Here is a 26,533-nt window from a genome sequence, read left to right on the forward strand (position 1 = left end):
ACAGGATTAACAGGATTAAGAGATGGATAAAGAAAAAATCATTTTGCCCTGGCCGGAAGCCAGGCCAAAAGGTTATCACTCCAGCACTCACTTTTTTCCGGCACTCATGAAAAAGAAAGTGAGTGCTGGATGGTTAATGCAATCTGCGGCTTCCGGCTTGCCCTGTGAAATTCCGAAGGACAGCGCAGCTGATTTCACCGGGGCCGCTGATTGCTTATCCTGCTTGCCCCGTTGAATCTCTTCCATTCAACTGGGGTCAATCCTGTTAATCCTGTCTAAGGCCTGCCACGCTTCTTAGCGTGGTTCTTTTTTTTATGACAGGGTTTCAGGAGTAAGTCTAAGGCGGGCTATGCCCGCAACCCAATATTGTATAATGACTAAGAAGGCTGAATATATGCTGACTTATGGCGAGTTATTGGAGATTTTGCAGTCGTTTGACGAGGAGCAGTTAAGGCAGCCGGCAATGATACATATCAAGGATTCTGAATATATGCAGCAGGCGCAGCAGGTGTTCGTTTCTGATGACGACAGCGCTCCGGTTATTATTGCTGATATCTGTATCCAGTTTGAAGATGAAGAGTGATTTATGAAATACATCCTGGCCTGTCTCATCCTTTTGCTTTTTGCCTGCCAGTCCCCGGAAAATATCGCTTTCGACCAGGGCATGCAGGCCTCCAGGAGTGGTGAATACGAAACCGCCCTTGAGAAATGGCATCCTCTGGCCCAGCAAGGACACGCTGAAGCCCAGTTCAACATGGGCGTTTTGTACGAAAATGGACTGGGAGTACAAAAAGACCATGCCCAGGCGGCGGATTGGTACAAAAAAGCTGCAGAGCAGGGGCTGAAAGAAGCTCAAAACAATCTTGGAAAGAACTACGCTCAAGGTACAGGTGTAGAGCAGGATTACATACGTGCATACAAGTGGCTGAGCCTGGCCGCCGAACAGGGGCTCAAGGAAGCTGCCGGCAATCTGGACCGCATCAGCCGGCATATGAGCCCCGAGCAGGTAGACCAGGCCCGCCGGCTTATCAGTCATTAGACATACTGGAGAAATCCTGCCATAAAAAACAAGAAAAATTGAACCGCAAAGACGCTAAGTACGCAAAGTTCAAGACGCGAAGCAGGTGTAATGTCCAAAACCGGGACACGGTTTTGGACAAGGCTGCCTTTTCATTTGCCGTACACCCGGCAAATGAAAAAAATCTTCCTGCCTTCCTTTGCGACCTTTACGTCTTTAGTGAGTCTTCGAACGGGCGGTTAAGGTTTCTTTGTTACTTGGGTTGCGGGCATGGCCCGCGTTAGCAGATAAATAGGTAGCATTCCGGCATGGGCTTCTTGAACATCGGAAGAAAGGACGAATACGGCAAACAGCGCCGGATCGAGCACCGGGGCAAATATCTGCGGGCCAGCCGCACTGGAGGAGTTGCCCTGCGTGCCCAGGCAAAGGCCATGGGTGCTAACCTCACAGCTAATACCAACCGAGGCTTCAGGGTGAGCACCACTCCCCTGAAGAACACGCAGGTAGCCCTGCAGAACGGACGATTTGTGCTCCGTGGCCGTTACAGCCACGGTCCTTTCCAGTTCAACCTGTCCAAAACCGGAGTTACCGCCTCTACTCGCAACAGGCTGGGGACATTTAACTGGATAAAACCCCAGCGCTCCTCGGCAAAACTGTTTGGTGTGCAGTTTCGCGGCCGCAAGGCTGTAAATCTGCAAGTGCTGTACATGCTTTTTGCTGCAGTTGCCGCCGTATGCACATTACTTTTCAGACTCTTCGTCCGGCTATTGGAAGTTCTCGTATTGCTGCCTGGGATAATTTACCGGGCAACTTTGGCCTCTCCATACGCCTCAAGCATGCTCATGCGCAGATACCGCAACTGGCGGCTCTCCAGAACGATTGCCCGCCTTGAAAGGTATACGGGCAGGGAAATGGACTCCTGGCAAGTTGAAGAGCTTGCAGCCGGGGCGGTTTTGATTCTGGCCGCCTGGGGCCGTGGGAACAAAACGACAGAGATGGCTTCGGTTCTTGAGCAGGCCATTGCTGAACACACACAGGAAGGACCCTTGCAGCGCAGCCTACAATACCTGCCTGACACTTCCCTGCGCCTGGAAAAATACACAGAAGAATTTAAAGGCGATCCAGTACATCACCTGGCTCTTATGGCCATGCTGGCTTCACGCCTTGCGCGCAAGATTTCAGAAGATGAACTGCCGGAGGTGCTTTTGGAAGCAGACGAAATCACCTTGAATGACGGTCCCCGCACCATGCTGCAGGAAAGGATGCTGGAGGTGTTCGGGGACTTTGCCGGCCTGCAGCTCTTTGAAGAAGACAGTGTCGCTCTGGCAGAAGAATCTTATCCTGCACAGGCCCCTGACAGGGAATTTGGTCACGTGGAAAGCAAACTGGACCTGAACAGTGCCTCACTGGAGGAACTGCAGGCACTTCCCCATATAGGCGAGGAAAGGGCCAAAGCAATTGCGGCCCGGCGGCCATTTTTCGACATGGAGGAGCTAAAGGAAATTGACGGAATCGGACCGCAGCGCCTTGAAAGCATCCGCGCATACGCAACAGTCAGGTGATCCGGGAGACTTGGCTTCGCCTGGAATGGCCACACTCCCTGGAGTCCGCTAACTGGCCTTGAATATTTTTGGTAGTATCAGTATTCATCGTAGCGGGCCAGAACAGCTCTTGTCTCCTCCCTGATTTCATTGCGCATTTCTTCCGGCTTCAGCACCACTGCGCTTGAACCAAAACCCATGATCCATTTTTTTACGTCAAACCAGCCTGAGGTCTTCATTTTCAAGGTGATACTCCCGTCCGGATGTTCCTGTGAAGTCTGCAAGCAGGAGAATCGTCTTTCCTTGATATATTTGGCCTGATCCGCTGAAAACCATACTTCCAGGTCTACGGGGTCATCGTATACGATATCAAACGCCTGGCCCAGCTTTTCCTCAGGATCAAAATCCTGTGGGTATTCAAATTCCTGTTCCAGTTCCTCAAGGTGTTCGATTCGTTCCACAGCAAGGACACGAATATCTCCGAACCTGGTCACCCGGACGAAAAGATACAGCCCGCCGTTGTTCTCAAAGAAATACAGGGGATCTATACGGAACTTCTTGGTTGTATCGTCCATAAAGGAAAAGTAGCTCACCACGCAGGTCCTCTTTCTGAGCATAGCTCTGGTCAAAGAGTCTATCAGACTCTCCTTGCCGCTGTAATCCTTGGTCAGCTTTCCAGTGGTTACAAACAGGGTCTTAAGCTTGCTCAGCTGGTCATCCAGTCCGCCGGGTACAAACCTGTTAAGCTTGGCATAGGCGCTTTCCAGCCTGTTTTCAATTTCAGTTCCCCGGTATACCCGGGACTCGGCCCTCAAGAAATAAAGGGCCATGATCTCGGGCAGGGTGAAACGAATGTCCGGCAGATTGATGTTTGGCAGCTTGAGTACATAGTCGGCATCAAGCTTCCAGGATTTTTCCCGCCCGGGCTGGTCGTTTTCATCGTAAATGGGAAAACCCAGTTCCTGGATAATGTCCAGCAGACGATACACGCTTCTGCGGTCCACCTCCAGTGCTTCTGACATCTGATTGATAGTGATCCCGCCAGGCCTGCCAAGAAGATCCACAGCCCTGAGCAGCTGAATGATATTCCTCCCCCGCAAAAATCACCTCCAATGTTTTTCTGATATGGCCAGAAACGTCACGTCTGCATGTAAATACTGCTCTTCAAACATCCATTGCCAGCTTCAGCATGGATAATCAACCCCGGAAAGCAGGAGGGGATCATGCCCAAGCCAAGAGGAAAAAGCAGGCCGAAAATAAAGGAAAACTCTCCAGAGCATGTTTTCAGGATGGATGCGGACGATCTCTTTATCAGGCAAAAATCAGCCGTCTTCATGCGAAGGGTGCTTGAGTTGATGAAAAGAATTGATGAGCCGGCCATTGAATTTATCCGGTGGATAATAGCTGACAGCCGGCAACTTGAAGATTTGCTTTTATCGAAGCTTAGAAAACATGACCGGGAGCGGATTCTAGAACAGTTCTCTCCACGTTCTCATGATATGGAAGCATGGAAAGCAGTTGATTTCCTGGTCTCAGCTTTAGAAGCAACTCCTCCGGATCATCATGGGTATGTCCTCCATGGAGTTAAAAACATTCTGGATGATTTTTTGTCTTCTCATCAAAGCAGTGCTTGCTCCATCCAGGAAAATCTAAACTGCCTCCGGGAAACTTTCAGACTTTCAGAACATGAGTCCGAGATGATACTGTTTATTTTCCTGCTGGGAGTTCAAAGACCTTTTTCTGATTATTTTGACGAGCACCTGGACTGTCAGGCTTATACAGGCAGAAAATACCTGGCCACAGCCCTGGGAATCGATTCCAATCAGCTCAGAGAAGTATTGTCCGGCCACCTTTTTGAGCTTGGCCTGTTACGTCGAAAATTCAATTTTTTAGAGCTGGATGAAGATATTACCAGGACCCTGGCTCAGGGAAATGCCCACCGGCTCAACTCCAAGTATTTCATAGAGGTAAGCAGGGATTACATACCACTCAAGAACCACCTGCTGTCCGAAGGAACCGTTGAGCATATTCTGTCTTTGCTGAAGGAAAAAAGAGAATCCCCCACCCATATACTTCTATACGGCCCACCAGGCACGGGCAAAACCACCTTTGCCAGAGCCATAGCCGATAAGATCAACTGCCCGGCTTATGAAACAGTCCATCCCGAAGACAACAGCGCCCATGGCCTGCGCAAGGCTGTCCAGGCCTGTATCAATATCACCAATGAAGGCAGCGGTTCTTTGATGATTGTGGATGAAGCCGACTCCCTGCTGCAAGCCGGGGCTTCCTATTTTCACTGGGGCGAGGTCAAGGACAAGGGGTGGCTGAACAAATTTATGGAGAAGCCAGGGGTCAGGGCCTTATGGATAACCAATCGTGTAGACGGCATTCAGGAATCAACAAAACGCAGATTTGCCTTCAGCCTTGGTTTTAAAAAATTCAATCGCTCTAAACGAATTTATCTGTGGAACTCGGTCTTGAATAATAACCTGGCTGGACAGCTGGTGACAGAAAAAGAGGTACAAACCTTGGCAAGGGACTATGATGTAAGCCCCGGAGCTATGAATATGGCTGCGCTCAAGTCTTTGGAGATAGCCGGTAATCAAGAAGGGTTCTATGCATCAGTGCGCCGCTCCCTGGATGCCTCAAAGACACTGTTGCATGACGGAAACATATGTGAACCCAATGAAAGCCTTCAGAATGATTACTCCCTGGAAGGCCTGAACATCAAGGCAGATATTGAAGACTTTGCAGGCCGGATGGAGATGTTCAGCCAGGCTCTGTCACGATCGGGCAAGAGTGCCGGGATAAGCACTCTTTTTTTCGGGCCGCCTGGCACTGGGAAAAGCGAGCTTGTCAGATATCTGGGCCGAAAGCTGGACCGTGAACTGCTGATTAAATACCCAAGCGACATCCTGGACTCCTACGTTGGAATGAATGAGCAAAACATTGCAGGCGCTTTTCGGGAAGCAGACCAGGAAGAGTGTATTCTGGTATTTGAAGAGGTTGACTCGTTTCTGTCCGCCAGAAGCATGGCCCAGCGCAGTTGGGAAGTGAACATGGTCAATGAGTTTCTGGCGCGCATGGAAAGATTTCGAGGTCTTTTGATCTGTACCACCAACAACTATTCCTGGGTGGACAGAGCTGCGCTTCGCCGGTTTATGTTCAAGGTAGAGTTTGACTATCTGCTCCCCGAAGGCAGGCAGATATTTTACCGGAAAGTTTTGTCCCCCTTGCTTGAACAAGAACCTACCAAGGAACAGATGGAGCAGGTCAAAACCATTTCAGATCTGGCTCCCGGGGATTTCCGGGTGGTCAGAGACAGATTCAGCCTGCTTCCTGCACCTGAAGTTTCTCATTCAGAGTTGATCCAGTCCCTGGAGCTTGAGGTAAAAATGAAAGACAAGCACCGATATGGCTACAGGCTGGGATTTTAGCAGGAAAACAAGTGCACTGAAAAAATTGGGAGGGGAATATGAGCGAGGAGGCAAAGGCCACAGGTAAGTTCTGGACTCTGGTCTGGTCCAACAGGCAGAAGGGCAGCTATCTTCTGTCGAATTACGAAACAACGCATATTAAAAGCCTACCGAACGGCTGGCTTTTAAGGCACAGGTTCATGGGAGGGAAATATTTTACCCGGTCCAGCATAATTTTCGTCCCTGATCCTGCACATACCTGGGAAGCTGATCATATCGAGGTGCAATGGGAACGGATCTACAGCAGAAAGACACCAAATCATGTTGAATATACCAACAGGCTAAAAACCCCGCAGGGTTGGGTCATTAAAGAGTTTTTCAGCACCAAGCGGTCTGCTTCAAAGGAAGGCACTACATGCCTTAGTCTGACTTATTTTGAGGACAAAGATCACCAATGGGTAGGGGTGCGGCTCTTTTGAAACTCACAAAAGATAAGTAATTTTAGCAGGTTAGCAAGGTAAACATCGAGATTTTTCTTGATTTTGTCTACATATGCATTTCGTGTGCTGATATGTGACCAATTTTGCTCATCAGTTTCCAGCTTTTTCAGCAAGAAGATTTTTTTCTCGTTTTCATTAAAAAAATGCTGGACATCCTCATGCTTCCTTGTTATCTTAAAATAGCAAGGAGGCAGTCATGGTCCAAGAAATTTCTCAAAAGTTTTGTGGCAGGGAATTTACATCCGAAGAAGTAAGGCTTGTTCAGGAGGTTGTAAGGAACTGTGCGGGACTCAGTCGTACTGAATTGTCCCATACGGTCAGTGAGTTGCTGGAATGGAAGCGGCCTGGGGGCGGGCTTAAGGCCAGAGAGTGCATGGATTTTCTGGAGCAGTTGGCGGTTCATGAAATTATCGATCTTCCAGGTAAAAAGTCATCAGGGAAAGCTAAACCCAGGAAAAGCATCGCTGCTGTCCAGGACAGCCGTCCTTATAGTCATCTGTGCGGTAGTGTAGAGGAATTTACTCCGCTGGATGTTGAGCTGGTTGAAAACCGGGAACAACGGTTGTTGTTTCAGGACCTGCTCAGCAGGTACCATTATCTTGGTTATGCCATGCCTTACGGCGCACGCTTGCAATATTTGATACATACAGGCCGACCCCGCAGGGAAGTGGTTGCCTGCGTGCAGTTTTCCAGTCCGGCCTGGCGAATAAAGGCCCGAGATCAGTGGATCGGTTGGGATGACGGCACACGTTCGAAGCGCTTGCAGCATGTGGTCAACAACAGCCGGTTGTTGATCCTGGCCAGGATAAAAAATCTGGCGAGCATGGCGTTGTCCAGGGCGTTGCAGCATCTTGGTGTGGACTGGCTTGAACGTTATGGGGTTGAGCCATTGCTGGTGGAGACTCTTGTAGACAGGCAGCGTTTTCATGGGGGCTGCTATCTGGCTTCCAACTGGAAATTGCTTGGTGATACCAGTGGCCGGGGGCGTACGGATCGAGCTCACAAGCGTCATGGCTCAGAAGTTAAAAAGGTGCTGGTCCTTCCCCTGGTCAAGAACGCTGTAACCAGACTGTCAGGGAAAGGAGGCCGGCCATGATGCAGGCAGCCGAGGCATTGCCTGCCCTTCATGCCGGGCAGGGGGCATATGGAGAGTCCAGGCAATGTTTTGAAAACCATCTTGTGAGCTTTATTGACTCATCCGAGGCACATACTATGACCCATAGTGAACTGGAGCGGGAACTGGAGAAAAGGGGCCGTGAGTTGATGCGCCAACTTCTGCAGGATCATCTGGACACGCGTCGTCCCGGCGAGACTGCTGGTCCGGTAGTGGACAGTGATTCAGAGCAACGCAACAATATCCGGAACCATGATCGTAGCATTAAGACTGTCTTTGGAACGCTCACGATAGAGAGGGCTGGATACGGCCAGGAAGGCAAGAACAGCCTGCACCCACTGGATGCGGAGCTCAATATTCCAAAAGAGCTGTATTCTTTGGAGCTTCGCAAACGCGTGGCCCGGGAGGCTGCAAAGAGTTCTTTCGATGACACCCTGGAGCATATTCTGGAGGTTACAGGGGTAAATATCCCCAAACGTCAGGCGGAAGAACTGGCAGCGCGGGCTGCAAGGGACTTTGATGCCTTTTACGATACCAGACGCATTGATGGTTCCCGTGAAGAGACACCAGGCTCTTTGTTGGTACTCACTGTAGACGGCAAGGGTGTGGTCATGCTTGAGAGGGATTTACGGGAAACTACCCGCAAGGCTGCCCAGCAATCCAGGCATAAGAAGAAATCCAGGCTGTCTCAGGGAGAGAAAAAGAACTCCAAACGCATGGCCACTGTTGCCTCTGTATATACTATTGAGCCGCATATAAGGACCCCCGAAGACATTGCCCTGGGAACAAAAGAGCATGCCCGCGATGGCCCTAAACCTCCCAGGCCGGAAAACAAGCGCATCTGGGCCAGTCTGAAGAAAGAACCGGAAGAGGTCATTGAGGAGTTATTCCAGGAAGCCTTTTCCCGTGACCCGGATCAGAAAAAAACATGGGTGGCCTTAGTCGACGGCAACAAGACCCAGATCAAGCAGTTACGCAAGCAGGCCAAAAAAAGAACTACAACCTGCATATCATCCTGGATATTTACCATGTCAGTGAGTATTTGTGGAAAGCTGGCAAGGCCTTTCATCCTGAATCAGGTTCAAAACAGGAGGCTTGGGTTGGGCAACGTCTTTTGGAAGTCCTTCGCGGTAAGGCCGGATACGTTGCAGGGGGGATTCGCCGTAGCGCTACCTTGCAGAAACTGAGTTCAAAGTCCCGTATCCCAATAGATAAATGCGCAGATTACCTGCTCAATAACAAAGCCTACCTCCGATACGACCGGTATCTTTGCCTCGGTCTGCCTGCTGCAACCGGAGTCATCGAAGGGGCCTGTAAGCATCTGGTCAAGAAAAGGATGGAAGACACCGGTGCACGCTGGAGTCTGGAAGGCGCAGAAGCAGTTCTGAAGCTTCGCGCCCTGCGTTGCAGCCATGACTTTGACGAATACTGGGAGTTTCATGAAAAATGCGAGTATAAGCGCAACCATGAAAGTCTGTACAAAAACGGCATCGTGCCAAAGACCATCTCAACCCGGCATCCTCGCAAGAATGGTCGCCTGAATAAAATCAAATAACCAACAAGCCGGATTTTAAAATCCGTAAAAATCAGTCACGGGGAAGTTTAAACTTGGCTGTCGAAAAAGAGCCGCACCCAATGGGTAGTCTGATATTTTTCTCGGAAAGCACCTTGCCTGCATCTTAAACAATCAACGGCCCAGCTTTTCTACTATTTTGACCAGAGCCAAGGTGTCCATCTCACAATAGGCAGCCAGTCCTTTTCGAATCTCCTCTATACGTTCCGGTGTGGTATCAGGGTGAATGGCTTCGGCATAGGCCTCCTGGGCCTGGCCCCCATCCTGGATTCCTGGCAAAACGGTGTAATCCAGTTCAGGGGCGATACATGGCAGAACAGCTTTTAAAGACCAACTCCCACGCATTTCCGGGTGATAGTAACACTGTCTGATAATTGGGAGCAGGTCCACGATCCGATCCGACAAAGCCTGAAGAGAATGGGCCAGATCAGGCATATGCTGGATCAATCCATGTAGGACTGTTTTTTCAAAACTTCCGTATACAAATATTGGCCCAAGCTCCTGACAAGAAGACACTAAGGACTCTGCAAAGTCGCGCATGGGCGGTTCACCGGAAAGATCGAGAAATTCCATGTGCCGCAGATTGTCAGGTCTGTCCTGAACATGACACGACCATTGGAATGGCAACTGCTGATATGGCCTTGTCCCTTTCCAGACAGGGACAGCAAATTGAGCGGTCTCGAAGTCAAGAAAATATCTTGGATAAGAAAATTTTTCATGACTGCAGTCCGCTTCCAGCAAAAGCTCTTCCTCGCCAGACTGAGTTACCCTGCGGACCCTTTCTTGAGTGGGATTCGCCAGCCTTCCATCGGGGATATCCCGGATGTCCTCGAAACCTTCCTGTTTGAGGTCTTGAAGCAACTGGCTCTTTATACGCGGCAGACATTCCAGGGGATATGCAGGTCTGTCGGCAGGCAGGCAAAACTCCATGAACGGGCATTCAAAAGGAGAACGGCAATGCTCTCCCATCTCTATGTCCGGGGTTGACCCCTGCAGAGTTTTTAAAAACTGTCGGACCCAGTCTTCAACCTGGGTCCGCATTTCAAAGGCTGTCTTTGTCACATTTTCAGTTTTGAGAAGCCCCTGGTAATCCCCTTTTCCTGGATAGACAAAAGAAGAGTCTATAACCGCCACCTCTATATTCTGTACAGGACGGCCTGCCCCCTGCATAACCCAGGCTTGAACAGCACAGTCCCAGATATGGTAATCCTTGACACTGGTGGACGACTTGACCTCGATTACCTTGAGCCCTGTTCCAGTCGGTACAACTATATCTGAACGAATCAGAACCTGGTCATGTACAAACGTGGCTTCATAAATGGGCAGGTCAGAGAAATCAAGATGGTCTCGGGTAAGCTTCAATGCATGTCCAAAGCCGTTTTCCAGCCCCACATACACCCCGCCAGGAGCCAGATATTGGCAGGCGATTTCACCGACCTTATGGCCTGTTTGCATCCTGGCCAAGGTATTTGGATCGTATTCTATCAGATCCGGGCGGTGAATCTCAAGCCAGAGCCGTTTTGGGCACTGAATTCCTGAGAGGATTTTGGATTTTGAAAGCCTGTGAGTCATTACGTAAATTTAGTGTATTTAGAAATTTTGAGACAGATTCAGCAGGTCCAAGTGAGCAGCATATATTCCACCATTTTTTAGTATCTTGGCAACGAGATTAAGGAGACACTTTTTTCTGTGATCAAGTAAACTTCTAAAAGAGCTTTTTGTCTGATTTGGCTTAAATTTGCCTGCCATTCATTATATGCGTATGCATCCCAGCTATCTGTTAAAAATATAGCATGTCTGGTGCTTCCTTGACACGAACCTTGCATATGCTGAACGATTTTCTCCATGGCCTGCCCGCAGTTTAAATGGCCACGACCTTTATAAAAACCCGGCGAAGTAAGTGAAACAAAAAAGGCTAAATCCTTACATCCATGGCCTGGTATTCCTGGGTAACAATTGAATGCATTTCTAGCGTCTCCTTCAATTACTCTATTTTCTTCTAAAGTAGAACCAATAATCTCTGGTATTTTCTGTGAAGTCACGCCTCCTGTGTCAGCTAACTCGTTAAGAAGGGCTACTATACTCTTCACAACTTCTTGAAATTCACCCATAATCTCCTCCTTAAATTTATATTACGTGGATTACGACAAAAAAACTGCCTGGTATGCTCTCCATCTCTTAAAGACCCCAGGTAGCCTGCGGCCTGATGGCAGGGGCTTAACACTTATATCCTTGGCGATCAATGAAGATTAATCTGCTGGTGTGCGCATCTGGCCACACCAAGCTACAGAAAACAAATCAATTGAAAAAAGTCAGCCATATTTAAACGGTTCAAAAAGATCATTGCTGGTAAAACCCCCTTTTTAGAGGTCAAAAAGTTCAGAGGTGTTGCCACGATGTTTATCTTAAATTTCTGGTCATTTCCGGAATGCGCACACTCGAATTACCAATGCGGATGCTAAAAATCAGTTGATTTCAAAGGGCTGTGGCGGGTTCGTGCACAGATTTTTGCTTGGATGGTTGTCAAAAAAAGAAAGTTTGTAGAAAACATCAAGATTATGAAACAATATGGCCAGTTTCGTCATGCCCTGAAAGCATGATCGGCTCACTTCCAAAATTATATAGCCATGGCCAACACGAGAATTCAAAGTTAATAAATTATTAGGGGTTATGTTATGGAACCAGGTAGAAGAGATTTCAAGGCGGCTGTAGTGGTTTTTGGCGAAAGAAGCCAGGCTCTCGCCCAGTATATTGAAGAAAAGACACAAGGACTGCTTAAACGGTTTTCTCATCTGAATCCAGATTCAGAGTGGCTGCAAGGGGAAGGAACACCAGTAATTGCAGTCTTGGGAGGAGACTCTAACCGCATAGGCTTGAATTCTCTTTTTGGATACGAATGCGTGTTCCTTGCAGGAGCGCTTGATGCGGAATATGTAGAAAAATGCAGAGATTATTTACAGCGGCAGGATTTCGAAAAAGGCCCGTTTGTTTTCCTGCTGCCTGTAAGTGAGCCTGATCCGGACAATATCTATAAAAAGGAAACTCTTATCAAAAAAGAAAATGGCGACTGTCTGGATTTACAGCTGGCTGCTGATTTTGTGCATGACTTCTGCGCCTTTCTGATGTTTCCAAATGAAATTTCAGCTGATGCCCGGGAGTATTATGGTCTCATGGAAGGCAAGAGCATAAAGCTTTCATATTCACGCATTTATCCTGAAGATCCGGGAGCCAAACTTCGCCTGCAGCCGGGGGTCAAAGACCTTTTCTTTGTCTTATATGTTGATTCGCAGCAGCAGGTACTTGCAACTGCCTCTGAAATTCTCCAAACCTTTGAAAGTAAAGGCATTGAAAATATCTGGTTCAGTGATGTCTGCATGTCTAGTGTAAACAAGATAATGTGTCTGTATTGTTAAAGGATCATTATATTCTCTAGTTGTCGAGCTAAATTCCATTAAAGTTTAGGGAATCAAGCTACATAAAAACATCACTTAGACTCATTTTTAATCTTTCTGGATGTCACCTGGAATATTCATGGTCCACTCAGGTCCATTATTTTAGAAAACATGTTTTTCATCAAGAATTTCTTTGAACTTATCTCCAGGTATCCAGTGAGAACTTACTTTCTCTGTTCCAACTTGCCACTCCTTATTTTTGATGTCACTAGAACTCATTGAGTTTAAAGCATTTTCTCCGCCTTGGATCCCAATAAACACCGTTGATCTGTAGTCTTTGGAAATTTTGTAAAGAATGTCAGCAGGAAATTTTCCTTGCCACTTGATATCGGGCGTTGATGCACCTAATTTCCAAGATGCCAATTTTTTAAAAACATCTATAGGCATCCAGTTTTTTTTGTTTTCCATGTTATGAGAAGTATATTGATATTTATAGCTTTTGATATCGTTACCATCCATTCTCAATAAACCTCTAATTCCGTTACCTACGCCGACAAATCCGCTACTCATTTGCTTCAGCTTATCATACTCAAGTTTATATTCAGTTAACGGATTAAGGCCAGAATGAGACTGTTTTTCTTCATAAGCGTAACCATTAAAATCGTTGGAAATAAATGACAATAGAGCTTTCAGGGTGTGGCGGGTATATTCCGGAATTGGATCGATTGTTCCAGAAAATTCATCTCTTAAAACTGTATGTATAACCTCTGAAATTGAACCGACATTAACAATTTGATTTTTTTGCCATGTAATCAACCTTTTAAAATCCTGTCCATCTACTGATAATCCATCAAACTCTTTTGCAAAATTTTCTTCATTAGTTTCAGAATCTTCACCAACAGGAACCAGATATATCAAGACAATTTTTTTGTTTTTAAATTTTTCTTGAGTTTTGAGTCCCTTGTATTCCTTTTCCAACTGACCTTTACTGAAAGAGCTACTGTATATTTTATTTTCTATTGCAAAAACCCAGTTTTCAAAAACAATGATTATGTCAATGACTGATGTATTGACATCAAATTCAAGATCTAACCACAAATTATTTTTATTTTCCAACTCTCCCCTAAACTTATGGTTTAATTTTTCAGCAAGATCATTTAGTTCCGAATTGTCAGAAGATTTAATTTCATTATTATCATAAGATTTAATTTCATTGAAAAATCTTGAAAGAAATGTATACCCTAAACCATGCTCCATCTCTGGGTGTAAAAGCCATGCTAAGATTGCAGATGCGTTTGTTTCTTGAAAAGAACCATGCCCTGACGCTATTACTTTAAAAATATTCATTTTTTACACCTCTTGTGTTTTTAGTTATAGATTGATACAAAAAAAATGAGAAAAAGCAAACAACACCTAAATTGTATGGTGTAAAAAACATCTTCACACATTCCACCATTCACCATCACCATGCATTTCCACATTACCAAACAGCTCAGTATACTTTTCAGGCATGTAGCTGTGAATTGGTACAACTTTGCCCGGATTAAGAGCCTGGACAAGTGCTTTAAGGTCTGAAGGAGCAGCGTGGCCTGAGGTATGGATGCTCTGCTTACTGATGCCATGGATGTTCAGCCAGTCCTTAACATAGTCATAATCACCTCGCTCCCAATAGCCTTCCCATTGAGAATAGATGTATGAAGCACCCTTCAGGCATTCTCCCTTGTTCAGATCCTTCGTAAACAGGGGCCTGAACAGCAGAGTGTATTTGTCCGGGTTTTGTTTTACTTTTTCCATGAAAACCCGATTTGAAGAATGGCGCTTGAGTTTGTCAAACCAGGAGTTGTTAAGTATTTGCACTCGCTGAGCTTGGGGAACAAGCAGGGCCATTTCTGGCCAGTGAGACTGGGGAATGTTTTTGTTCTGAGTTGCTTCAAGGATTACGGCAGTATAAAGATCAATGAGCAATATGCGATTGGTTCTTTTGGATGCACGCATAATGGATACAACACGGTCGACATTTTGCCCTGATGCATGAACCATGGCCAATCCCTGGGTATTTGAAAAAGCTTCAACCAGTTCATTTTCAATATCAGTCTCTGATGGAAATCTGAGTTCCTGATCTATCCTCCCAAGTGTTGAGCCTTCCATAAGCAAAACATCAATGTTCCTGGGAGGACTTTTTAGGACGTTTTGGAATAGCTTGGCCTTGCGTCCATGCCCACGAAAATCGCCAGAGTAGAAGAGCCTTTTCCCTCCTGCCTCAATGAGCAGTGCATAAGCATCATAGGCAGAATGATCCACCAGATAAGGTGTGATTTTAAATGGACCTACCTGAAATGACTTCCAGGGATCATACTCCCAGCCATCGGGAATTGGCGGAAATTTGTCAGGAAGAAAAGGCAAGGCTGCATCCATTATCCTGCGGGCTGCCGGACCTGAACCCACTTTGATTTCAGAAGATATATGCTTAAGCAGCCCAGTATGGTCAAGATGCGTATGAGACAGGAACACTCCTAAAAGGCTTGGGTCGCTGCCGTCAAGCCCTTTTACCAATGGAAGAAGGGCCTTGTCATTGGATTCTGAATCCAAGGGAAGACCAATGTCCAGAATAATGCGCTGACCATCCTGCTCAATTTCAACGCAGCTGCCGCCGATTTGATTGCTACCTCTATGTATACATACTTTCATTGTCACGTTCCTGAAATTGGATCTACTGATATATGCAAATAAAGTCTAAAGTATATCCCTTTAACATCATTTGTGTTAAAATGGATTGCATAATTAGCTGGATCTTAAAATATCGTATCATCTATCCTTCTTCTATGAATTCCTTCATCTCTTTGACCATGTTAAATATTATTGTGTTATATTCTTGCAATGTATTCTCATATTTATTAATTTGCCTTTGAGCAGATTTGGCCAGGAATCCATAAATAACGTATTTATTCTCGAAATCAATATATCCAGCACCTAGCTCTTTTACCTGGTCAAAAACACCAACTATTAAATTAGGATAATTTACACAAATAAAAATATCATTTTCACGGGCAGGTCTTTGGCAATCGCTAGTAATTATCACGCCAGCGCCTCCCCATTCAACATTCTCTCCATCATACCATGAAAATTCATTGTTTTTTATTTTTTCCATAAGGTTATCAAGACCATTCAACAACCTCTCCTTTGCCTTCAAATATTCTCTTACTTCTTTTTCATATTCAGGTTGCAGTGTCGACTCTACATAGTCATCTATATATTTTCGCATTTGATTATATAGATCAATTTCAAATTGAGATTGTTCTTCATCTTTTCCAATGTCTGTGCTAGGTAATGGAGTACTCTCAATTATCTTATCTTTATTTATCTTTAAGTATTCTAATATTTCATCTCGAAACATCTTATGCTTGGTGCGCAGCTTTTTTCCAGAATGGAATGTTTGAAAATTACGGTTGTAAATCTTGTTCTTTTGTTTTTCTGATAGCATATCTACCCCTCCCCTGATCATCATTTATAATTAAAAATAATTAAAATTATTTATGATATGATCTTTTTCACAAAGTTTTCATTCTGATCAATATATCCTCTACAACCATCTGTTATCCCTACATAAGCAAGACCTTGGTAAAAAGGGTTGGCTATATCATATTTAGGCTCAACCACTATCCTTCCGGAAAGATCTATGTATCCCTTCTTAAGCGTCCTTTGAAGAAGACTTCCCATGCCAATGACTGCGAAGCCTTCAGAAAAATCAGAAGCAAAGTCAAAATGTGCTTGAATTACGGTTTTGCCTGAATGATCGATATACCCCCATTTATCTTTCTCTCTAAATTTTGCTAACCCACCAGAAAACTCACCGATAAACTCATAGCGTGGATCAATTTGCCACTGCCCCGATTTGTCAATACATCCGCAATAATCCCCCCACATAAGAGACGCTAGGCCTTCTGAAAAACTCCTCATACCTGAAATTTCAGGTGCATCTGAGAGATCAATTTTTAGATTGCCTTCAGAGTCAATGTACCCCTTTACAGTTCCATCTCTACTCTCTTTCTCAACCTGAGCAAGACCTTCCTGAAAATCAAACGCAAAGTCAAAGGTCGGCATTATTCTAAAATCCCCGCTGTAATCGATGTATCCATACTGATTAAGGGCATCATCATAGTCTATTATATCAACCAAAGCTAAAAAATCTGAAAAATATGAAGCCACAGAAAATTTTGGCTTTACTACAAAGTTCATGTCTGTGTCTATATACCCCCAATGCTTATCTATACGTACTGCACACCTGTCGCAACTAAATCCATAGGCTTCATCAAAGCCTCTCTGGTTGAGTATTGTGCCTGATTCATCAATAACAAAATTGTTGTTATTATATCGTACAATAGCTAAGCCTTGGCTAAACGGCAAAGCATGGTCGTATTTAGGATTTATGACCCATTCACCTTTGTCATTGATATACCCCCATTTATTTTCAAGTAGTGGGAACAAATTAACTTGATATCTCATGGTCACTCCTCATTAAGAAGATTCTCTAACTTCAGCTGTAACAATAATTTGCCTCAATTACATTGAATCAATAGGCCCGTGCAAACCCTGCTGTATTATTCCCGGCAGATACTCATTTCTTTCTGTAAAATCCTCTTTGAATTTTCCGGAATTCAGGTAATATTCTGGTTCCTTTGACCAGAATGCTGCCAGTTTAATTATCAGCTTTATCATACAACGCTGACTATTCCCGCTCCATTCCGGGTATTTTTCCCGTAGAAGTCAGGATAAGAGCATGGCTGAAGTATTTGCAAAAAATCTGGACATGAAAGAAGTTATTAATAAATTAAACCCACAACTGTAACTGTTTGTTTTTGCTGACAACTCACTGCTGACGCATTGTGCTGGGTTTTTACATTACTTGTGGAACCCAATCTGCAGACATAAAAAGAAATGCTTCTTTGGCTCCCTTACATTTCAGCAAAGGATATGCATTTCGCATTCGTGTTAAATTAAGATATGCATGAGGTTCATTTGGGAATTTTCCATCTTGCCTGAAGTACACTCCATAACGCAGCCCATCTGTGACTATCAAACGATTGCAATCAGTTCGACCCTCCTGTTCTGCATATGTCTTGGCTTGTGATTGGGCGTTAAGGCAAGCATAACCTTTTTGTTTAGCTTCAACCACAACCGTTAAATTGTTGTCAACTCTTGGCAACGTGCTAAACAAAGCGATGTCTACCCCGCCCCATTCAATGGCCATTTTTTGTGGTGTCCACCCTAATGAGCGTAACAAAGGAATAGCAAGGTATGCAACTGTCTCTGCTTCAGATGGGCCACCCGTCCTTTGATACCATTTTGAAATGCGGACAAGCTCATCGATTTCATTTGTTATTTTTCCAATCGCATTGCTGGCTACTCCATGGTCGAAAAGATATTCAGCGATATCTTCCCAACCGACATCTTTAGATGGATCTGGAAGTCTTGTTAATGGTCTTTTAGTGGATAAAATTTCGGCAGAAAAACTATGAACCCAATCCATAACCGGCTGAGAGTCTATCGATTGCACAGTATCGCCAAATTTCAAAGTATAAGTATCGAATCTTTTTGGAGTGCCGTCATATTTCCAGAGCCACTTCACACGTCTGACATGTTGAAGATCCCAACCATCAACATCTCCAAACTCTTCGTTCCATAGATATTCTCCAACAACGACTCCAACACCGAGAACATCAGTCGTTCCCATTCTCAAAACAACAAGATCCCCATCAGTCATTTCCTCTGCGAAACGCCTTAAGTCTGAGATCTTACGTGATGACAGTTCCCATTCCTGTCTTAGTTTGTTTTCACATTCTGGCCATCGGCCTTCTGAGCCCGGCCCATTCACAATTACGTCCCAGTATAGACAGAGATCTGTATAGTTTCTGTCAGTATCCCCGGCAGCTACCTGCCATATCTTTTTTCCTGCAATATCCATAAAATTTCCTCTGAGCTTGAGCAGCAGCCTGGGTCATTCAACCAGACTGTTGCCGGGCTTGATTGCCAGTTCCATCATTTCAAGACTTATTAATCCCGGTCCATTCCGGGTATTTTCCCTGGGCAAGTCAAGATAAGAGCATGGTTGTATTCCCAAAAGGCCCCTTTCCGGGCAAGAACCGACTCATCAAATTCTACTTTATCAGGCCTGTCCTGGTGTTTTTTACTTATCACCCTCTCCCTGGAAAGCTTTGCCTCGTGCTCTGCTCTGATTACCATTATCTGCTGGTGGATTGCTTCACTGAACTGAGGCAGTCTTGAGACAATCCATCTTTTGACCATGGGCAAGGGGATCACAGCCTGCCCAGTATCCAGACTGCGGACTTCCTTCCCTTCAGCCTTGAGAAACGATGATAGAACACTTTTCAGGTAATACTCGTCTTTGCACTCCTGGATTTTAAAACTGATTTTCCTCAGCCTGTAAAGCCCCCGGATATAATCAACCATAAAAACAGTCCTCTGCCGTAATTCCGATATATGTCATAACGCTTCAATTACTGATTATTAAAAACCATGCTCAGAGCCCTTTGAAACTCTTCCGGATAATGGGCCTTGAGGTAGGCCGTCTGGTATGCGATCATTGAGTAAGCAACGCTGTGGGATTTGCTAAAGGTATAACTTGCGAATCTTTCCATTAATTCAAAAACATGCTTGGCTGTTAACTGATCCAACCCTTTATCACGGGCTTTTTGTATAAATTTTTCTCTTTGTTCAGCCATTGTTGTCGCCTCTTTTTTGCCCAACACCCGGCGCAGAGTATCGCCTTCTTCCAGGGAATAACCAGCCAGGGTCTGGGCGATTTCCATCAGTTGCTCCTGATAAATTATCAGTCCATGCGTTTCATTAAGAATCGGCTCAAGATCAGGATGCGGGTATTCAACCGAAACCAGGCCATGTTTGCGCTTGATGAAGTCCTTGTCTATGCCGTTTTGCAGGAACGCTGGACGGTAAATGGCATGAAGGGCAATGATGTCTTCAAAGCAGGTGGGTGTTAAGTCCATTAGGGTATTGCGCATTCCTGAGCTTTCCAGTTGAAAAACCCCCTCGGTAAGGCCACCGTCCAGCAGATCAAAGGTCAGTGTGTCATCCAGGGGCAGATTTTCCATATCCGGGACCTGTTTTTTATTGACTTTAATCAGAGCCAGAGTGCGGCTAATCAAGCTAAGGTATTTAAGGCCGAGAAAATCAAACTTGATAAATCCCAGTCGTCTGAGGTCGTCCCAATCATATTGAGAGACAATAGCCTTGTTTTGGTCACTGTATAACGGCAGATAGCTCTGTAGCTTCTCGTTGGATATAACGATTCCTGCCGCATGGATAGAAACATGGCGTACCAGTCTGTCAAGCCTCTTGCAGATATCAAGATATCTCTGCATCTCTTCGTTGTCATTCATCAAATTACGCAAAGCTGGTTCCATTTCGAGGGCTTTGCTTACGGTTATACCAATTTTCTCTGGAATGAGACTGGTTATTTGTTCCACCTGATCCAAGCTAAAGCCCATAACCTGTCCCACATCTCTTAGTACTACCCTGGCTTTTGAGGCTACAAAAACAGAAGGGTAGACAGCATTTGCCTGCCCGTATTTTTCACGTAAATATTCAAAAACTTCTTCCCGGCGCTCATGGCAAAAATCAACATCAATATCTTTCAAACCCGTTTTGGTGTTAAAGAACTTTTCAAAATACAGGCGGTGCCGGATCGGATCAACCCCGGTTATTCCAAGGGCGTAAGCTGTCATGCTTCCAGGAGCAAAACCCCGGCCAGGCCCAACCACGATACCTCTGCTCTTTGCCCATGAAACATAATCATGCACTACAAGAAAATACCATGACTCGCCTTGTTCACAGATGACCTTCAACTCTTTATCAAGCCGGGTGAAATACTCATCCCTGTCAACCTCATAAGGAAGATTTGCCAACTTTTCTTCAAGACCTTTTTCCGACAGAGCCACAAGTTCCTTATCAAGGGTATCTTCAGCAGAAGGCGTATACTTTGGCAGATGTCTTTTGGGATATTCCAGGTCAAGACCGCACTGCTCAATGATTTTTTGGACATTTTCCAGGGCGGTGGGACAATGGGAGAACTCCTTTTCCATCTCCTCAGGCGACTTGAAATACAGCTCTCTTGAGTTCAGATTATGATGGTCAAGTCTTTCGTTTTTTTGAATACACCTTAATGCCGCATAGGCTTCAGCATCCTGGGGGGCCAGATACCTGCAATCATTGGTAGCCACCATGGGCAAGCCTGTCTTTTCGGACATTTCCATAAGCCTGCCATTAACCTCTGCCTGGTCTTTGAGTCCGCTTGCTTCAAGCTCAAGGTAGAATCTATCCGGAAAAATGCTGGCGTATTGCCTTGCTGCTTCAAGAGCATGATCAAAACCTTTTGTGCGCAACAGATACTGGACCTCACCTTCCATACAGGCTGAAAGAGCAATCAGGCCGTTTGAGTAAGTTTGAAGCATATCCTTATCCACCCGGGGTTTGTAGTAAAAGCCTTGCATCCAGCCGGCACTTACCAGTCTGACCAGATTGTGGTATCCATGCAGGTCCATGGCCAGCAGCACTAGGTGATAATTAAAACTGTCCCTGTCAGTAATTTTTTCGGGCGACAGGTTGACCTCACATCCTATGATGGGCTTGATGCCATATTCCCGGGCTTTTAAGTATAATTTCATGGCCCCAAAAAGATTGCCGCTATCGGTTATGCTTACAGCAGGCATTTTATATTCAACAGCCCTGGAGCAAAGATCCTCTATCCTGATACACCCTTCAAAAAGACTGTATTCGGTATGGCAGTGTAAATGGCAAAAATCAGACATGGTTGTCCCTCCCTTACGTTCAGGAAGCATTTTGAGCTTGGCGGACTTTTAAGATTTTGAAAGTCAGATATATTTCAGATCCATGGCGGCATCTTATTGGCAGCATAAATACTCACTAAAGAAAAGTCGATGATTTTCTTAGCCAGAACCAAAAATATTATGCAGGTATGACAAAAGCGGTCATATTACAGAAAAAATTATGGAATTTTGTAGCTAACCATTAACCACCTCCCTGATATCTGGGGGTTGGCATATTTGCGATCCTTCGTTACTATTTGGTTTGTTAGGCAAAATTGGACAAGCCCGCCCATTTGATAAAAGCTGAGATCGCCCCGACCGAATGGAAGGCAATCCGACTTGAAAGGACATTGCTATTAACGGCAGGGCCTGAAGGAAGCGATAGGAAGTGGGATGGCCGGAGCGTAAGCGAGCCTGATACGTCAGAGCAGACTGGGAGTTATCAAAATGTGACGAAGCCCGATATTCGGTCAGGCCTGCCAGGCATAAATTACTGACCGGCCAAGCCGGTGCACTTGAAAGACCTGGAAAAGGTTTTTTCAATGTTTGCAGAATAAAGCAGGCGAGCACTACGGCTATGGGATGGGAGTAGTCCGGTATCAGATTTGAAAGGAATACCATTCGAAAGCATCATTTGATGGGAGACTGGGACTACCTATGTCTCTGGTACGCAAGCTTTAATCATGTATATCATATTGATTGGAATGATATAGAAATTTTGTAATAATTTGCAGTCAGGAATTTCGATGACATATGAAATCAAAGAGCACAAACACCGATATGCTGCTTGGGCAGCTAGTCGTGCTAGTAGCGTAAAGGGATGCAGATTCAGCGTGCTTCAAGGAAAGATGATTATTGAAAATTCAGGATTAAGTACTTTTGTGGATTCACCTCAGAATCTCCCAGAAACAAATAGTTTCGATAAAGTACATTCAGACTGGAGAGAATCTGTAATCTTACAAGCAGAGAAGCTGGGGTTGAATTTTACACATGGCGTTGCGGCCAAATTGATAAATGTCTACATGAAGACCATATTCGTCTGTGGTGGTTATGCCGAGAACGAGAGGGTTGCACCGATTCACCCGCCAATTGATGGGTTGTTGCTTAAGTCCTTACGCGATAATGACGTTGGCGGTCTCAAAAAAGAATGGCGAAAAGCGGTGACGAAACGCTGGTCGAAATTTGATTCAGATGAATATCAAAGTGTTATAGGTAATATAAGAAAGGCGTTAAATGGAAGCCCAATGTGGAAAATAGAAAAATATTGGCAGGGCTACCAAGGTTCTACCGCTATGAAGTCAATGCAGCCGACCGCTAACGCATAGGCTGTATTGAAAAGTTATACGCCAGGAGATCGAATCGTATGCTCGTCTTCCAGTACGGCTCGAACATGAGCAGCAAGAGACTGAACTCACCGGAACGCCTGGCTGGCGATGCCCAGCGCTTTGGGATCGCCCATACGCTCCATCCTTACAGGTTGTGTTTTCCAGTCTGGAGCAAGACAAATAGTTGTGCTGCAGCAAGCATTTGTCTTGCATCGGACGGTCGTCCAATCTTTGGCGTTCTCTATGAGATCCCTGAGTCGCTGGTGTATCGCCAAAAAGCAAGTGTCCTCAATCGAAAATCGCTGGACGCCATTGAGGGAGAGGGAGTGAATTACGACCGGACAGAGATTTATGTTGTCCAGTCAGATGGAGCTGTGATCTCGGCTACCACCTACATTGCCAGAAAACCGGGACCTGAGCGGAAAACCAGCGCCGGTTACGCCAGCTACATCCTGACAGGCTTGGCAGAAAATGACATGCCACCCGCCTATCGTGAGTACGTCGCCGCCTGTATCGTTCAGAGCAATCCAGAACTAGCTGGAATGGTCGAAGAATGGCATGTAACTGGAACTTAACAAATAGCTGTTGGTGGACGTCCCCTATACTCCGGCCCGCCGCAAGCCAGGCGGTATTTGAGATTACGGTGAATTGAGGCTGTTTGTTCCGGTATCAGATTTGAGAGGAATACCAATCCAAAGCTTGAATCCCGGGGTAGATATTAAAGCCTACCTCATATAAATTTTAGCGGTTATAACGTAAATCTGAATGGGAGGCTGAGAGCATGCTGACTTATGGCGAGTTGTTGGATATTTTGCAGTCTTTTGACGAGAAGCAGTTAAGGCAACCGGCGATGATACACATCAAGGACTCCGAATATGTTCAGCAGGCGCAGCAGGTAGTCGTTTCAGATGACGATAATGCTCCGGTTATCATTGCGGATATTTGCATCCAGTTTGATGAAGAGTGATCCTGCCCCTTGCCCCTTTTTTTCTTGGATTCCTTACCCCCAAAGGCCTTTTGCTTTGTATAGTGTTTTTCTGTATTCGATTATTGTATGAACACATCTAACACTACCAGCCTGGAATACCTCCAGGGCCAGATAGAAAGGATCACCTACACCAATGAAGAAAACGGCTACACTGTGGCCAAGGTGAAAGTCCGAGGCCGCAGAGATCTGGTAACTGTGGTTGGAAGTATTGCCTCTCCGCTGGCCGGCCAGGTCCTCAAGATGAAGGGAGAATGGTCCAACCACCCCAAATTCGGAGAACAGTTCAAGGCGGTTTTCTGTGAATGCGCTGTACCGGCCACTTCCGCCGGGATTCAAAGATACCTCGGTTCCGGGCTGATTAAAGGTATCGGCCCGGTGATGGCCAAGAAAATCGTATCTCTCTTCGGAGATAAGACCCTGGATATTATCGAGCATGAAACAGACAGGCTGACTGAAGTGGATGGTATCGGCCAGAAACGCATAGAGAAAATAAAAAAGGCCTGGGAGGAGCAAAAAGAGATACGGGAGGTGATGCTTTTTCTGCAAGGCCACGGCGTATCATCTACGTACGCCAGCAAAATCTTCAAGACCTACGGCAAAGATTCCATCAAGGTTGTCCAGGACAATCCCTACCGCTTGGCAACGGATATATTCGGCATAGGTTTTATCACCGCAGACAACATCGCTCAAAAACTTGGTTTTTCCCTGGAGTCCGAGTTCAGAATACAGGCCGGCATACTCTACGTCCTGCACCAGCTTTCAGATGAAGGCCATGTTTACTACCCCAGACAAGACCTTGCCCGGAAAGCAGCCGAAATACTCAAAGTCGATGCAGAACTGGTAGACCAGCAGATTGATTCCCTTGAGACCCTGCAGTATATCGTAATGGAAAGTTTGCCTCAGCAGGAACAAAAAGCTGTCTATCTGGCCAAGTATTTCTATTCCGAAACCAGTATTGCCGCAAAACTAAAAAAACTCATCAAGGCTCCCAAATCAATAAGACAGGTGGATACTGATAAGGCCCTGGACTGGGTGCAAAAAACATATGGCCTGAACCTGGCTGAAAAACAGGCGGAAGCGGTACGAAAGGCCCTGCTAGACAAAATACTGGTCATTACAGGAGGCCCGGGCACGGGCAAAAGTTTTCTGTTAAATGCCATCCTGAAAATCGTCTCCCGGCTCAAAGTAAAAATCCTTCTGGCTGCACCCACTGGAAGAGCTGCCAAGAGAATGCAGGAGTCCACCGGATATGAGGCCAAAACCATCCACAGGCTTCTGGAGTTTGATTTCCAGAAGGGAGGCTTCAAAAAAAACGATGAGCATCCCCTGAACTGCGACCTCCTGATAGTTGACGAAATGAGTATGGTGGACACTGTGCTTATGCACCACCTGCTCAAAGCCGTCAGGATGGACACCACGCTCATTATGGTGGGAGATGTCAATCAATTGCCCTCTGTGGGACCAGGCAATGTTCTCAAGGATATTATAAATTCAGGCTCAGTGCCCGTAGTGGAACTAAACGAGATTTTCAGGCAGGCCCGGGAGAGTTCCATCATAGTCAATGCGCACATGATCAATCAGGGCCGGCTTCCCGTATTACAGCCAAGACAGGACAAACTGGATGATTTCTTCTTCATGCAGGAGGAAGATCCGCACAAGGTGCTGGAGAAAATAAAGTATATCGTAATGGAGCGTATCCCCCAGCGCTTCAAGCTTAATCCCATTGACCATGTTCAGGTTATATCTCCCATGAACAGGGGGGTGGTCGGGGTGAGTAATCTGAACACCGAACTGCAGGCATGTCTGAACCCCCAGGGCCAGGAGATCATTCGTGGCGGCAAGACCTTCAGGCAGGGTGACAAAGTGATGCAGATCAGAAACAATTATGACAAGGAAGTCTTTAACGGGGATATCGGAGTGATTACCGGTCTGGACCTTGAGGAGCAGGAAATCAAAGTCCGCTTCTATGACCGCCAGGTGGTCTATGAATATTCAGACCTGGATGAACTCGTGCTGGCCTACGCCGTCAGCATTCACAAATCCCAGGGGTCCGATTACCCTGCTGTGGTCATCCCCCTGCTGACCCAGCACTATATTATGCTGCAGAAGAATCTGGTTTACACCGGCATCACCCGGGGGAAGAACCTGGTGGTGGTCATAGGAACCAAAAAGGCCCTGGCCATCGCAGTAAAAAATGCCGGAACAAACGAAAGGTATACCCATCTGGCCGGCAGGCTGAACCACAAAATACAGGAGATCACATGAGATACCTTTTTATCCTGATTTTCGTGGCAGTCGTTCTGGCCGGATGCTCAGAGGACAAGGTGGTCACTTCTGTGGATCTCTACTTCATGGAGATCACAGAAACCCGGTTCAAGCTTGCCTCTGAAACCAGGGATTTTGATGGACCGCAACCTGGCATTAAGTCGGTGATGGAAGCGTGGGTGGAAGGGCCCCGGAGCTCTGAGCTGAGCAGGGTTGTCCCTGAGGATGTCAGGCTTCTGGATGGGTTTGTTCGGGACAGCGTGGCCTACGTGGATTTTTCTACAGAAATAACCAAAGCACCCATGGGCGGGGAACTGGAGGCAGTCCTTGTTCAGTCCATTGTAATGACCGCTGCTCAGGTACAAGGGGTGAATGCAGTGCAGATCATGGTGGAAGGAGAAATCATTGAGTCTCTTGCCGGGCATATGCTGATAAACAGGCCAATTCAAATAACACCTTCAAAAAATGATAACCGGCCTGTTTCATCGTAAACAGTTCTTGATTACCTGGCTGAATGCCCGTTACTACGCCCTGAAGCAA

At 45.9% G+C, this 26,533-nt stretch carries 26 protein-coding genes; 15 read left to right on the forward strand and 11 right to left on the reverse strand.

Annotated features, from left to right (window positions below):
- Positions 1-22: 22 nt before the first annotated feature.
- The 4 genes from DTHIO_RS04525 to DTHIO_RS04540 all read left to right on the forward strand — a co-directional run bounded on the left by DTHIO_RS04525 (position 23) and on the right by DTHIO_RS04540 (position 2,580).
- Positions 23-235, forward strand: coding sequence for a hypothetical protein (locus DTHIO_RS04525; protein ID WP_008869175.1), 213 nt, complete (start codon positions 23-25; stop codon positions 233-235).
- 138 nt (positions 236-373) lie between these two features.
- Entirely contained in the window at positions 374-583 is a 210-nt protein-coding gene (locus DTHIO_RS04530; RefSeq protein ID WP_244156305.1) for a flagellar hook-length control protein, read from the forward strand.
- Positions 584-586: 3 nt separating this feature from the next.
- Entirely contained in the window at positions 587-1,039 is a 453-nt protein-coding gene (locus DTHIO_RS04535) for a tetratricopeptide repeat protein (RefSeq protein WP_008869177.1), read from the forward strand.
- Between the two features lie 296 nt (positions 1,040-1,335).
- The gene (locus DTHIO_RS04540) at positions 1,336-2,580 is read left to right on the forward strand and encodes a ComEA family DNA-binding protein (protein ID WP_208596365.1); all 1,245 of its coding nucleotides are present in this window, start codon (positions 1,336-1,338) and stop codon (positions 2,578-2,580) included.
- A gap of 77 nt (positions 2,581-2,657) precedes the next feature.
- On the opposite strand, the gene DTHIO_RS04545 is transcribed toward DTHIO_RS04540, so the two are convergent.
- Positions 2,658-3,623: a helix-turn-helix transcriptional regulator gene (locus DTHIO_RS04545; RefSeq protein WP_279614613.1), complete on the reverse strand. Its 966-nt coding sequence runs from the start codon at positions 3,621-3,623 to the stop codon at positions 2,658-2,660.
- A gap of 159 nt (positions 3,624-3,782) precedes the next feature.
- Here DTHIO_RS04545 and DTHIO_RS04550 point away from each other — a divergent pair, with 159 nt between their 5' ends.
- The 5 genes from DTHIO_RS04550 to DTHIO_RS19520 all read left to right on the forward strand — a co-directional run bounded on the left by DTHIO_RS04550 (position 3,783) and on the right by DTHIO_RS19520 (position 9,144).
- Positions 3,783-5,996 (forward strand): ATP-binding protein, encoded by a 2,214-nt coding sequence (locus DTHIO_RS04550; protein ID WP_008869180.1) that lies wholly within the window; start codon positions 3,783-3,785, stop codon positions 5,994-5,996.
- A 38-nt stretch (positions 5,997-6,034) separates the two neighbouring features.
- Complete coding sequence (locus DTHIO_RS04555; RefSeq protein ID WP_008869181.1) at positions 6,035-6,454, forward strand: hypothetical protein; 420 nt, start codon at positions 6,035-6,037, stop codon at positions 6,452-6,454.
- Between the two features lie 217 nt (positions 6,455-6,671).
- Positions 6,672-7,571 (forward strand): Druantia anti-phage system protein DruA, encoded by a 900-nt coding sequence (locus DTHIO_RS04560; RefSeq protein ID WP_008869182.1) that lies wholly within the window; start codon positions 6,672-6,674, stop codon positions 7,569-7,571.
- A complete protein-coding gene (locus DTHIO_RS04565) occupies positions 7,568-8,776 on the forward strand; it encodes a hypothetical protein (RefSeq protein ID WP_050775130.1) in 1,209 nt (402 codons plus the stop codon). The genes DTHIO_RS04560 and DTHIO_RS04565 overlap by 4 nt, the downstream gene beginning before the upstream one ends.
- Positions 8,764-9,144 (forward strand): hypothetical protein, encoded by a 381-nt coding sequence (locus DTHIO_RS19520; protein WP_050775131.1) that lies wholly within the window; start codon positions 8,764-8,766, stop codon positions 9,142-9,144. Before DTHIO_RS04565 ends, DTHIO_RS19520 begins: the two co-directional genes overlap by 13 nt.
- A gap of 132 nt (positions 9,145-9,276) precedes the next feature.
- Here DTHIO_RS19520 and DTHIO_RS04570 read toward each other — a convergent pair whose 3' ends face one another.
- Both DTHIO_RS04570 and DTHIO_RS04575 read right to left on the reverse strand, forming a co-directional pair.
- On the reverse strand, positions 9,277-10,617 hold the full coding sequence (locus DTHIO_RS04570; RefSeq protein WP_244156307.1) for a DUF2779 domain-containing protein: 1,341 nt from the start codon (positions 10,615-10,617) through the stop codon (positions 9,277-9,279).
- Between the two features lie 194 nt (positions 10,618-10,811).
- On the reverse strand, positions 10,812-11,273 hold the full coding sequence (locus DTHIO_RS04575; protein ID WP_008869184.1) for a hypothetical protein: 462 nt from the start codon (positions 11,271-11,273) through the stop codon (positions 10,812-10,814).
- Positions 11,274-11,873: 600 nt separating this feature from the next.
- Here DTHIO_RS04575 and DTHIO_RS04580 point away from each other — a divergent pair.
- On the forward strand, positions 11,874-12,575 hold the full coding sequence (locus tag DTHIO_RS04580) for a hypothetical protein (RefSeq protein WP_144311442.1): 702 nt from the start codon (positions 11,874-11,876) through the stop codon (positions 12,573-12,575).
- A 141-nt stretch (positions 12,576-12,716) separates the two neighbouring features.
- Here DTHIO_RS04580 and DTHIO_RS04585 read toward each other — a convergent pair whose 3' ends face one another.
- The 8 genes from DTHIO_RS04585 to DTHIO_RS04615 all read right to left on the reverse strand — a co-directional run bounded on the left by DTHIO_RS04585 (position 12,717) and on the right by DTHIO_RS04615 (position 21,397).
- Complete coding sequence (locus tag DTHIO_RS04585) at positions 12,717-13,901, reverse strand: PD-(D/E)XK nuclease family protein (RefSeq protein ID WP_008869186.1); 1,185 nt, start codon at positions 13,899-13,901, stop codon at positions 12,717-12,719.
- Between the two features lie 93 nt (positions 13,902-13,994).
- Entirely contained in the window at positions 13,995-15,242 is a 1,248-nt protein-coding gene (locus DTHIO_RS04590) for an MBL fold metallo-hydrolase (RefSeq protein WP_008869187.1), read from the reverse strand.
- A 121-nt stretch (positions 15,243-15,363) separates the two neighbouring features.
- A complete protein-coding gene (locus tag DTHIO_RS04595) occupies positions 15,364-16,035 on the reverse strand; it encodes a hypothetical protein (RefSeq protein ID WP_008869188.1) in 672 nt (223 codons plus the stop codon).
- A 50-nt stretch (positions 16,036-16,085) separates the two neighbouring features.
- Positions 16,086-17,057, reverse strand: coding sequence for a WG repeat-containing protein (locus DTHIO_RS04600; protein ID WP_008869189.1), 972 nt, complete (start codon positions 17,055-17,057; stop codon positions 16,086-16,088).
- Between the two features lie 57 nt (positions 17,058-17,114).
- A complete protein-coding gene (locus DTHIO_RS21355) occupies positions 17,115-17,270 on the reverse strand; it encodes a hypothetical protein (protein WP_153305061.1) in 156 nt (51 codons plus the stop codon).
- Between the two features lie 178 nt (positions 17,271-17,448).
- Positions 17,449-18,516, reverse strand: coding sequence for a DUF8426 domain-containing protein (locus DTHIO_RS04605; RefSeq protein ID WP_008869190.1), 1,068 nt, complete (start codon positions 18,514-18,516; stop codon positions 17,449-17,451).
- An 89-nt stretch (positions 18,517-18,605) separates the two neighbouring features.
- Positions 18,606-19,022 (reverse strand): hypothetical protein, encoded by a 417-nt coding sequence (locus DTHIO_RS04610; RefSeq protein ID WP_008869191.1) that lies wholly within the window; start codon positions 19,020-19,022, stop codon positions 18,606-18,608.
- A gap of 47 nt (positions 19,023-19,069) precedes the next feature.
- Positions 19,070-21,397, reverse strand: coding sequence for a DNA polymerase III subunit alpha (locus DTHIO_RS04615; protein WP_008869192.1), 2,328 nt, complete (start codon positions 21,395-21,397; stop codon positions 19,070-19,072).
- 764 nt (positions 21,398-22,161) lie between these two features.
- Here DTHIO_RS04615 and DTHIO_RS04620 point away from each other — a divergent pair.
- The 5 genes from DTHIO_RS04620 (at position 22,162) to DTHIO_RS04640 (ending at position 26,484) form a co-directional block, all read left to right on the forward strand.
- On the forward strand, positions 22,162-22,740 hold the full coding sequence (locus DTHIO_RS04620; protein WP_008869193.1) for a hypothetical protein: 579 nt from the start codon (positions 22,162-22,164) through the stop codon (positions 22,738-22,740).
- Between the two features lie 38 nt (positions 22,741-22,778).
- Positions 22,779-23,315, forward strand: a complete 537-nt coding sequence (locus tag DTHIO_RS04625; RefSeq protein ID WP_008869194.1) for a gamma-glutamylcyclotransferase family protein — start codon at positions 22,779-22,781, stop codon at positions 23,313-23,315.
- Positions 23,316-23,521: 206 nt separating this feature from the next.
- Positions 23,522-23,707, forward strand: a complete 186-nt coding sequence (locus DTHIO_RS04630; RefSeq protein WP_008869195.1) for a hypothetical protein — start codon at positions 23,522-23,524, stop codon at positions 23,705-23,707.
- Positions 23,708-23,794: 87 nt separating this feature from the next.
- Complete coding sequence (recD2, locus tag DTHIO_RS04635; RefSeq protein ID WP_008869196.1) at positions 23,795-25,993, forward strand: SF1B family DNA helicase RecD2; 2,199 nt, start codon at positions 23,795-23,797, stop codon at positions 25,991-25,993.
- Positions 25,990-26,484, forward strand: a complete 495-nt coding sequence (locus tag DTHIO_RS04640) for a GerMN domain-containing protein (protein WP_008869197.1) — start codon at positions 25,990-25,992, stop codon at positions 26,482-26,484. Before recD2 ends, DTHIO_RS04640 begins: the two co-directional genes overlap by 4 nt.
- The last annotated feature ends 49 nt before the right edge of the window (positions 26,485-26,533 follow it).

This window comes from Desulfonatronospira thiodismutans ASO3-1, assembly GCF_000174435.1.
Classification (GTDB): domain Bacteria; phylum Desulfobacterota; class Desulfovibrionia; order Desulfovibrionales; family Desulfonatronovibrionaceae; genus Desulfonatronospira; species Desulfonatronospira thiodismutans.

Coding starts and splice junctions, on each gene's coding strand:
- DTHIO_RS04555 (WP_008869181.1), top strand. CDS start 6,035: ATGAGCGAGGAGGCAAAGGCCACAGGTAAGTTCTGGACTCTGGTCTGG.
- DTHIO_RS04550 (WP_008869180.1), top strand. CDS start 3,783: ATGCCCAAGCCAAGAGGAAAAAGCAGGCCGAAAATAAAGGAAAACTCT.
- DTHIO_RS04610 (WP_008869191.1), bottom strand. CDS start 19,022: ATGGTTGATTATATCCGGGGGCTTTACAGGCTGAGGAAAATCAGTTTT.
- DTHIO_RS04595 (WP_008869188.1), bottom strand. CDS start 16,035: ATGCTATCAGAAAAACAAAAGAACAAGATTTACAACCGTAATTTTCAA.
- DTHIO_RS04565 (WP_050775130.1), top strand. CDS start 7,568: ATGATGCAGGCAGCCGAGGCATTGCCTGCCCTTCATGCCGGGCAGGGG.
- recD2 (WP_008869196.1), top strand. CDS start 23,795: ATGAACACATCTAACACTACCAGCCTGGAATACCTCCAGGGCCAGATA.
- DTHIO_RS04590 (WP_008869187.1), bottom strand. CDS start 15,242: ATGAAAGTATGTATACATAGAGGTAGCAATCAAATCGGCGGCAGCTGC.
- DTHIO_RS04535 (WP_008869177.1), top strand. CDS start 587: ATGAAATACATCCTGGCCTGTCTCATCCTTTTGCTTTTTGCCTGCCAG.
- DTHIO_RS04525 (WP_008869175.1), top strand. CDS start 23: ATGGATAAAGAAAAAATCATTTTGCCCTGGCCGGAAGCCAGGCCAAAA.
- DTHIO_RS04615 (WP_008869192.1), bottom strand. CDS start 21,397: ATGTCTGATTTTTGCCATTTACACTGCCATACCGAATACAGTCTTTTT.
- DTHIO_RS04585 (WP_008869186.1), bottom strand. CDS start 13,901: ATGAATATTTTTAAAGTAATAGCGTCAGGGCATGGTTCTTTTCAAGAA.
- DTHIO_RS04560 (WP_008869182.1), top strand. CDS start 6,672: ATGGTCCAAGAAATTTCTCAAAAGTTTTGTGGCAGGGAATTTACATCC.
- DTHIO_RS04625 (WP_008869194.1), top strand. CDS start 22,779: ATGCTCGTCTTCCAGTACGGCTCGAACATGAGCAGCAAGAGACTGAAC.
- DTHIO_RS21355 (WP_153305061.1), bottom strand. CDS start 17,270: ATGATAAAGCTGATAATTAAACTGGCAGCATTCTGGTCAAAGGAACCA.
- DTHIO_RS04605 (WP_008869190.1), bottom strand. CDS start 18,516: ATGGATATTGCAGGAAAAAAGATATGGCAGGTAGCTGCCGGGGATACT.
- DTHIO_RS04630 (WP_008869195.1), top strand. CDS start 23,522: ATGCTGACTTATGGCGAGTTGTTGGATATTTTGCAGTCTTTTGACGAG.
- DTHIO_RS04530 (WP_244156305.1), top strand. CDS start 374: ATGACTAAGAAGGCTGAATATATGCTGACTTATGGCGAGTTATTGGAG.
- DTHIO_RS04575 (WP_008869184.1), bottom strand. CDS start 11,273: ATGGGTGAATTTCAAGAAGTTGTGAAGAGTATAGTAGCCCTTCTTAAC.
- DTHIO_RS04570 (WP_244156307.1), bottom strand. CDS start 10,617: ATGCAAACAGGCCATAAGGTCGGTGAAATCGCCTGCCAATATCTGGCT.
- DTHIO_RS04600 (WP_008869189.1), bottom strand. CDS start 17,057: ATGAGATATCAAGTTAATTTGTTCCCACTACTTGAAAATAAATGGGGG.
- DTHIO_RS04620 (WP_008869193.1), top strand. CDS start 22,162: ATGACATATGAAATCAAAGAGCACAAACACCGATATGCTGCTTGGGCA.
- DTHIO_RS04640 (WP_008869197.1), top strand. CDS start 25,990: ATGAGATACCTTTTTATCCTGATTTTCGTGGCAGTCGTTCTGGCCGGA.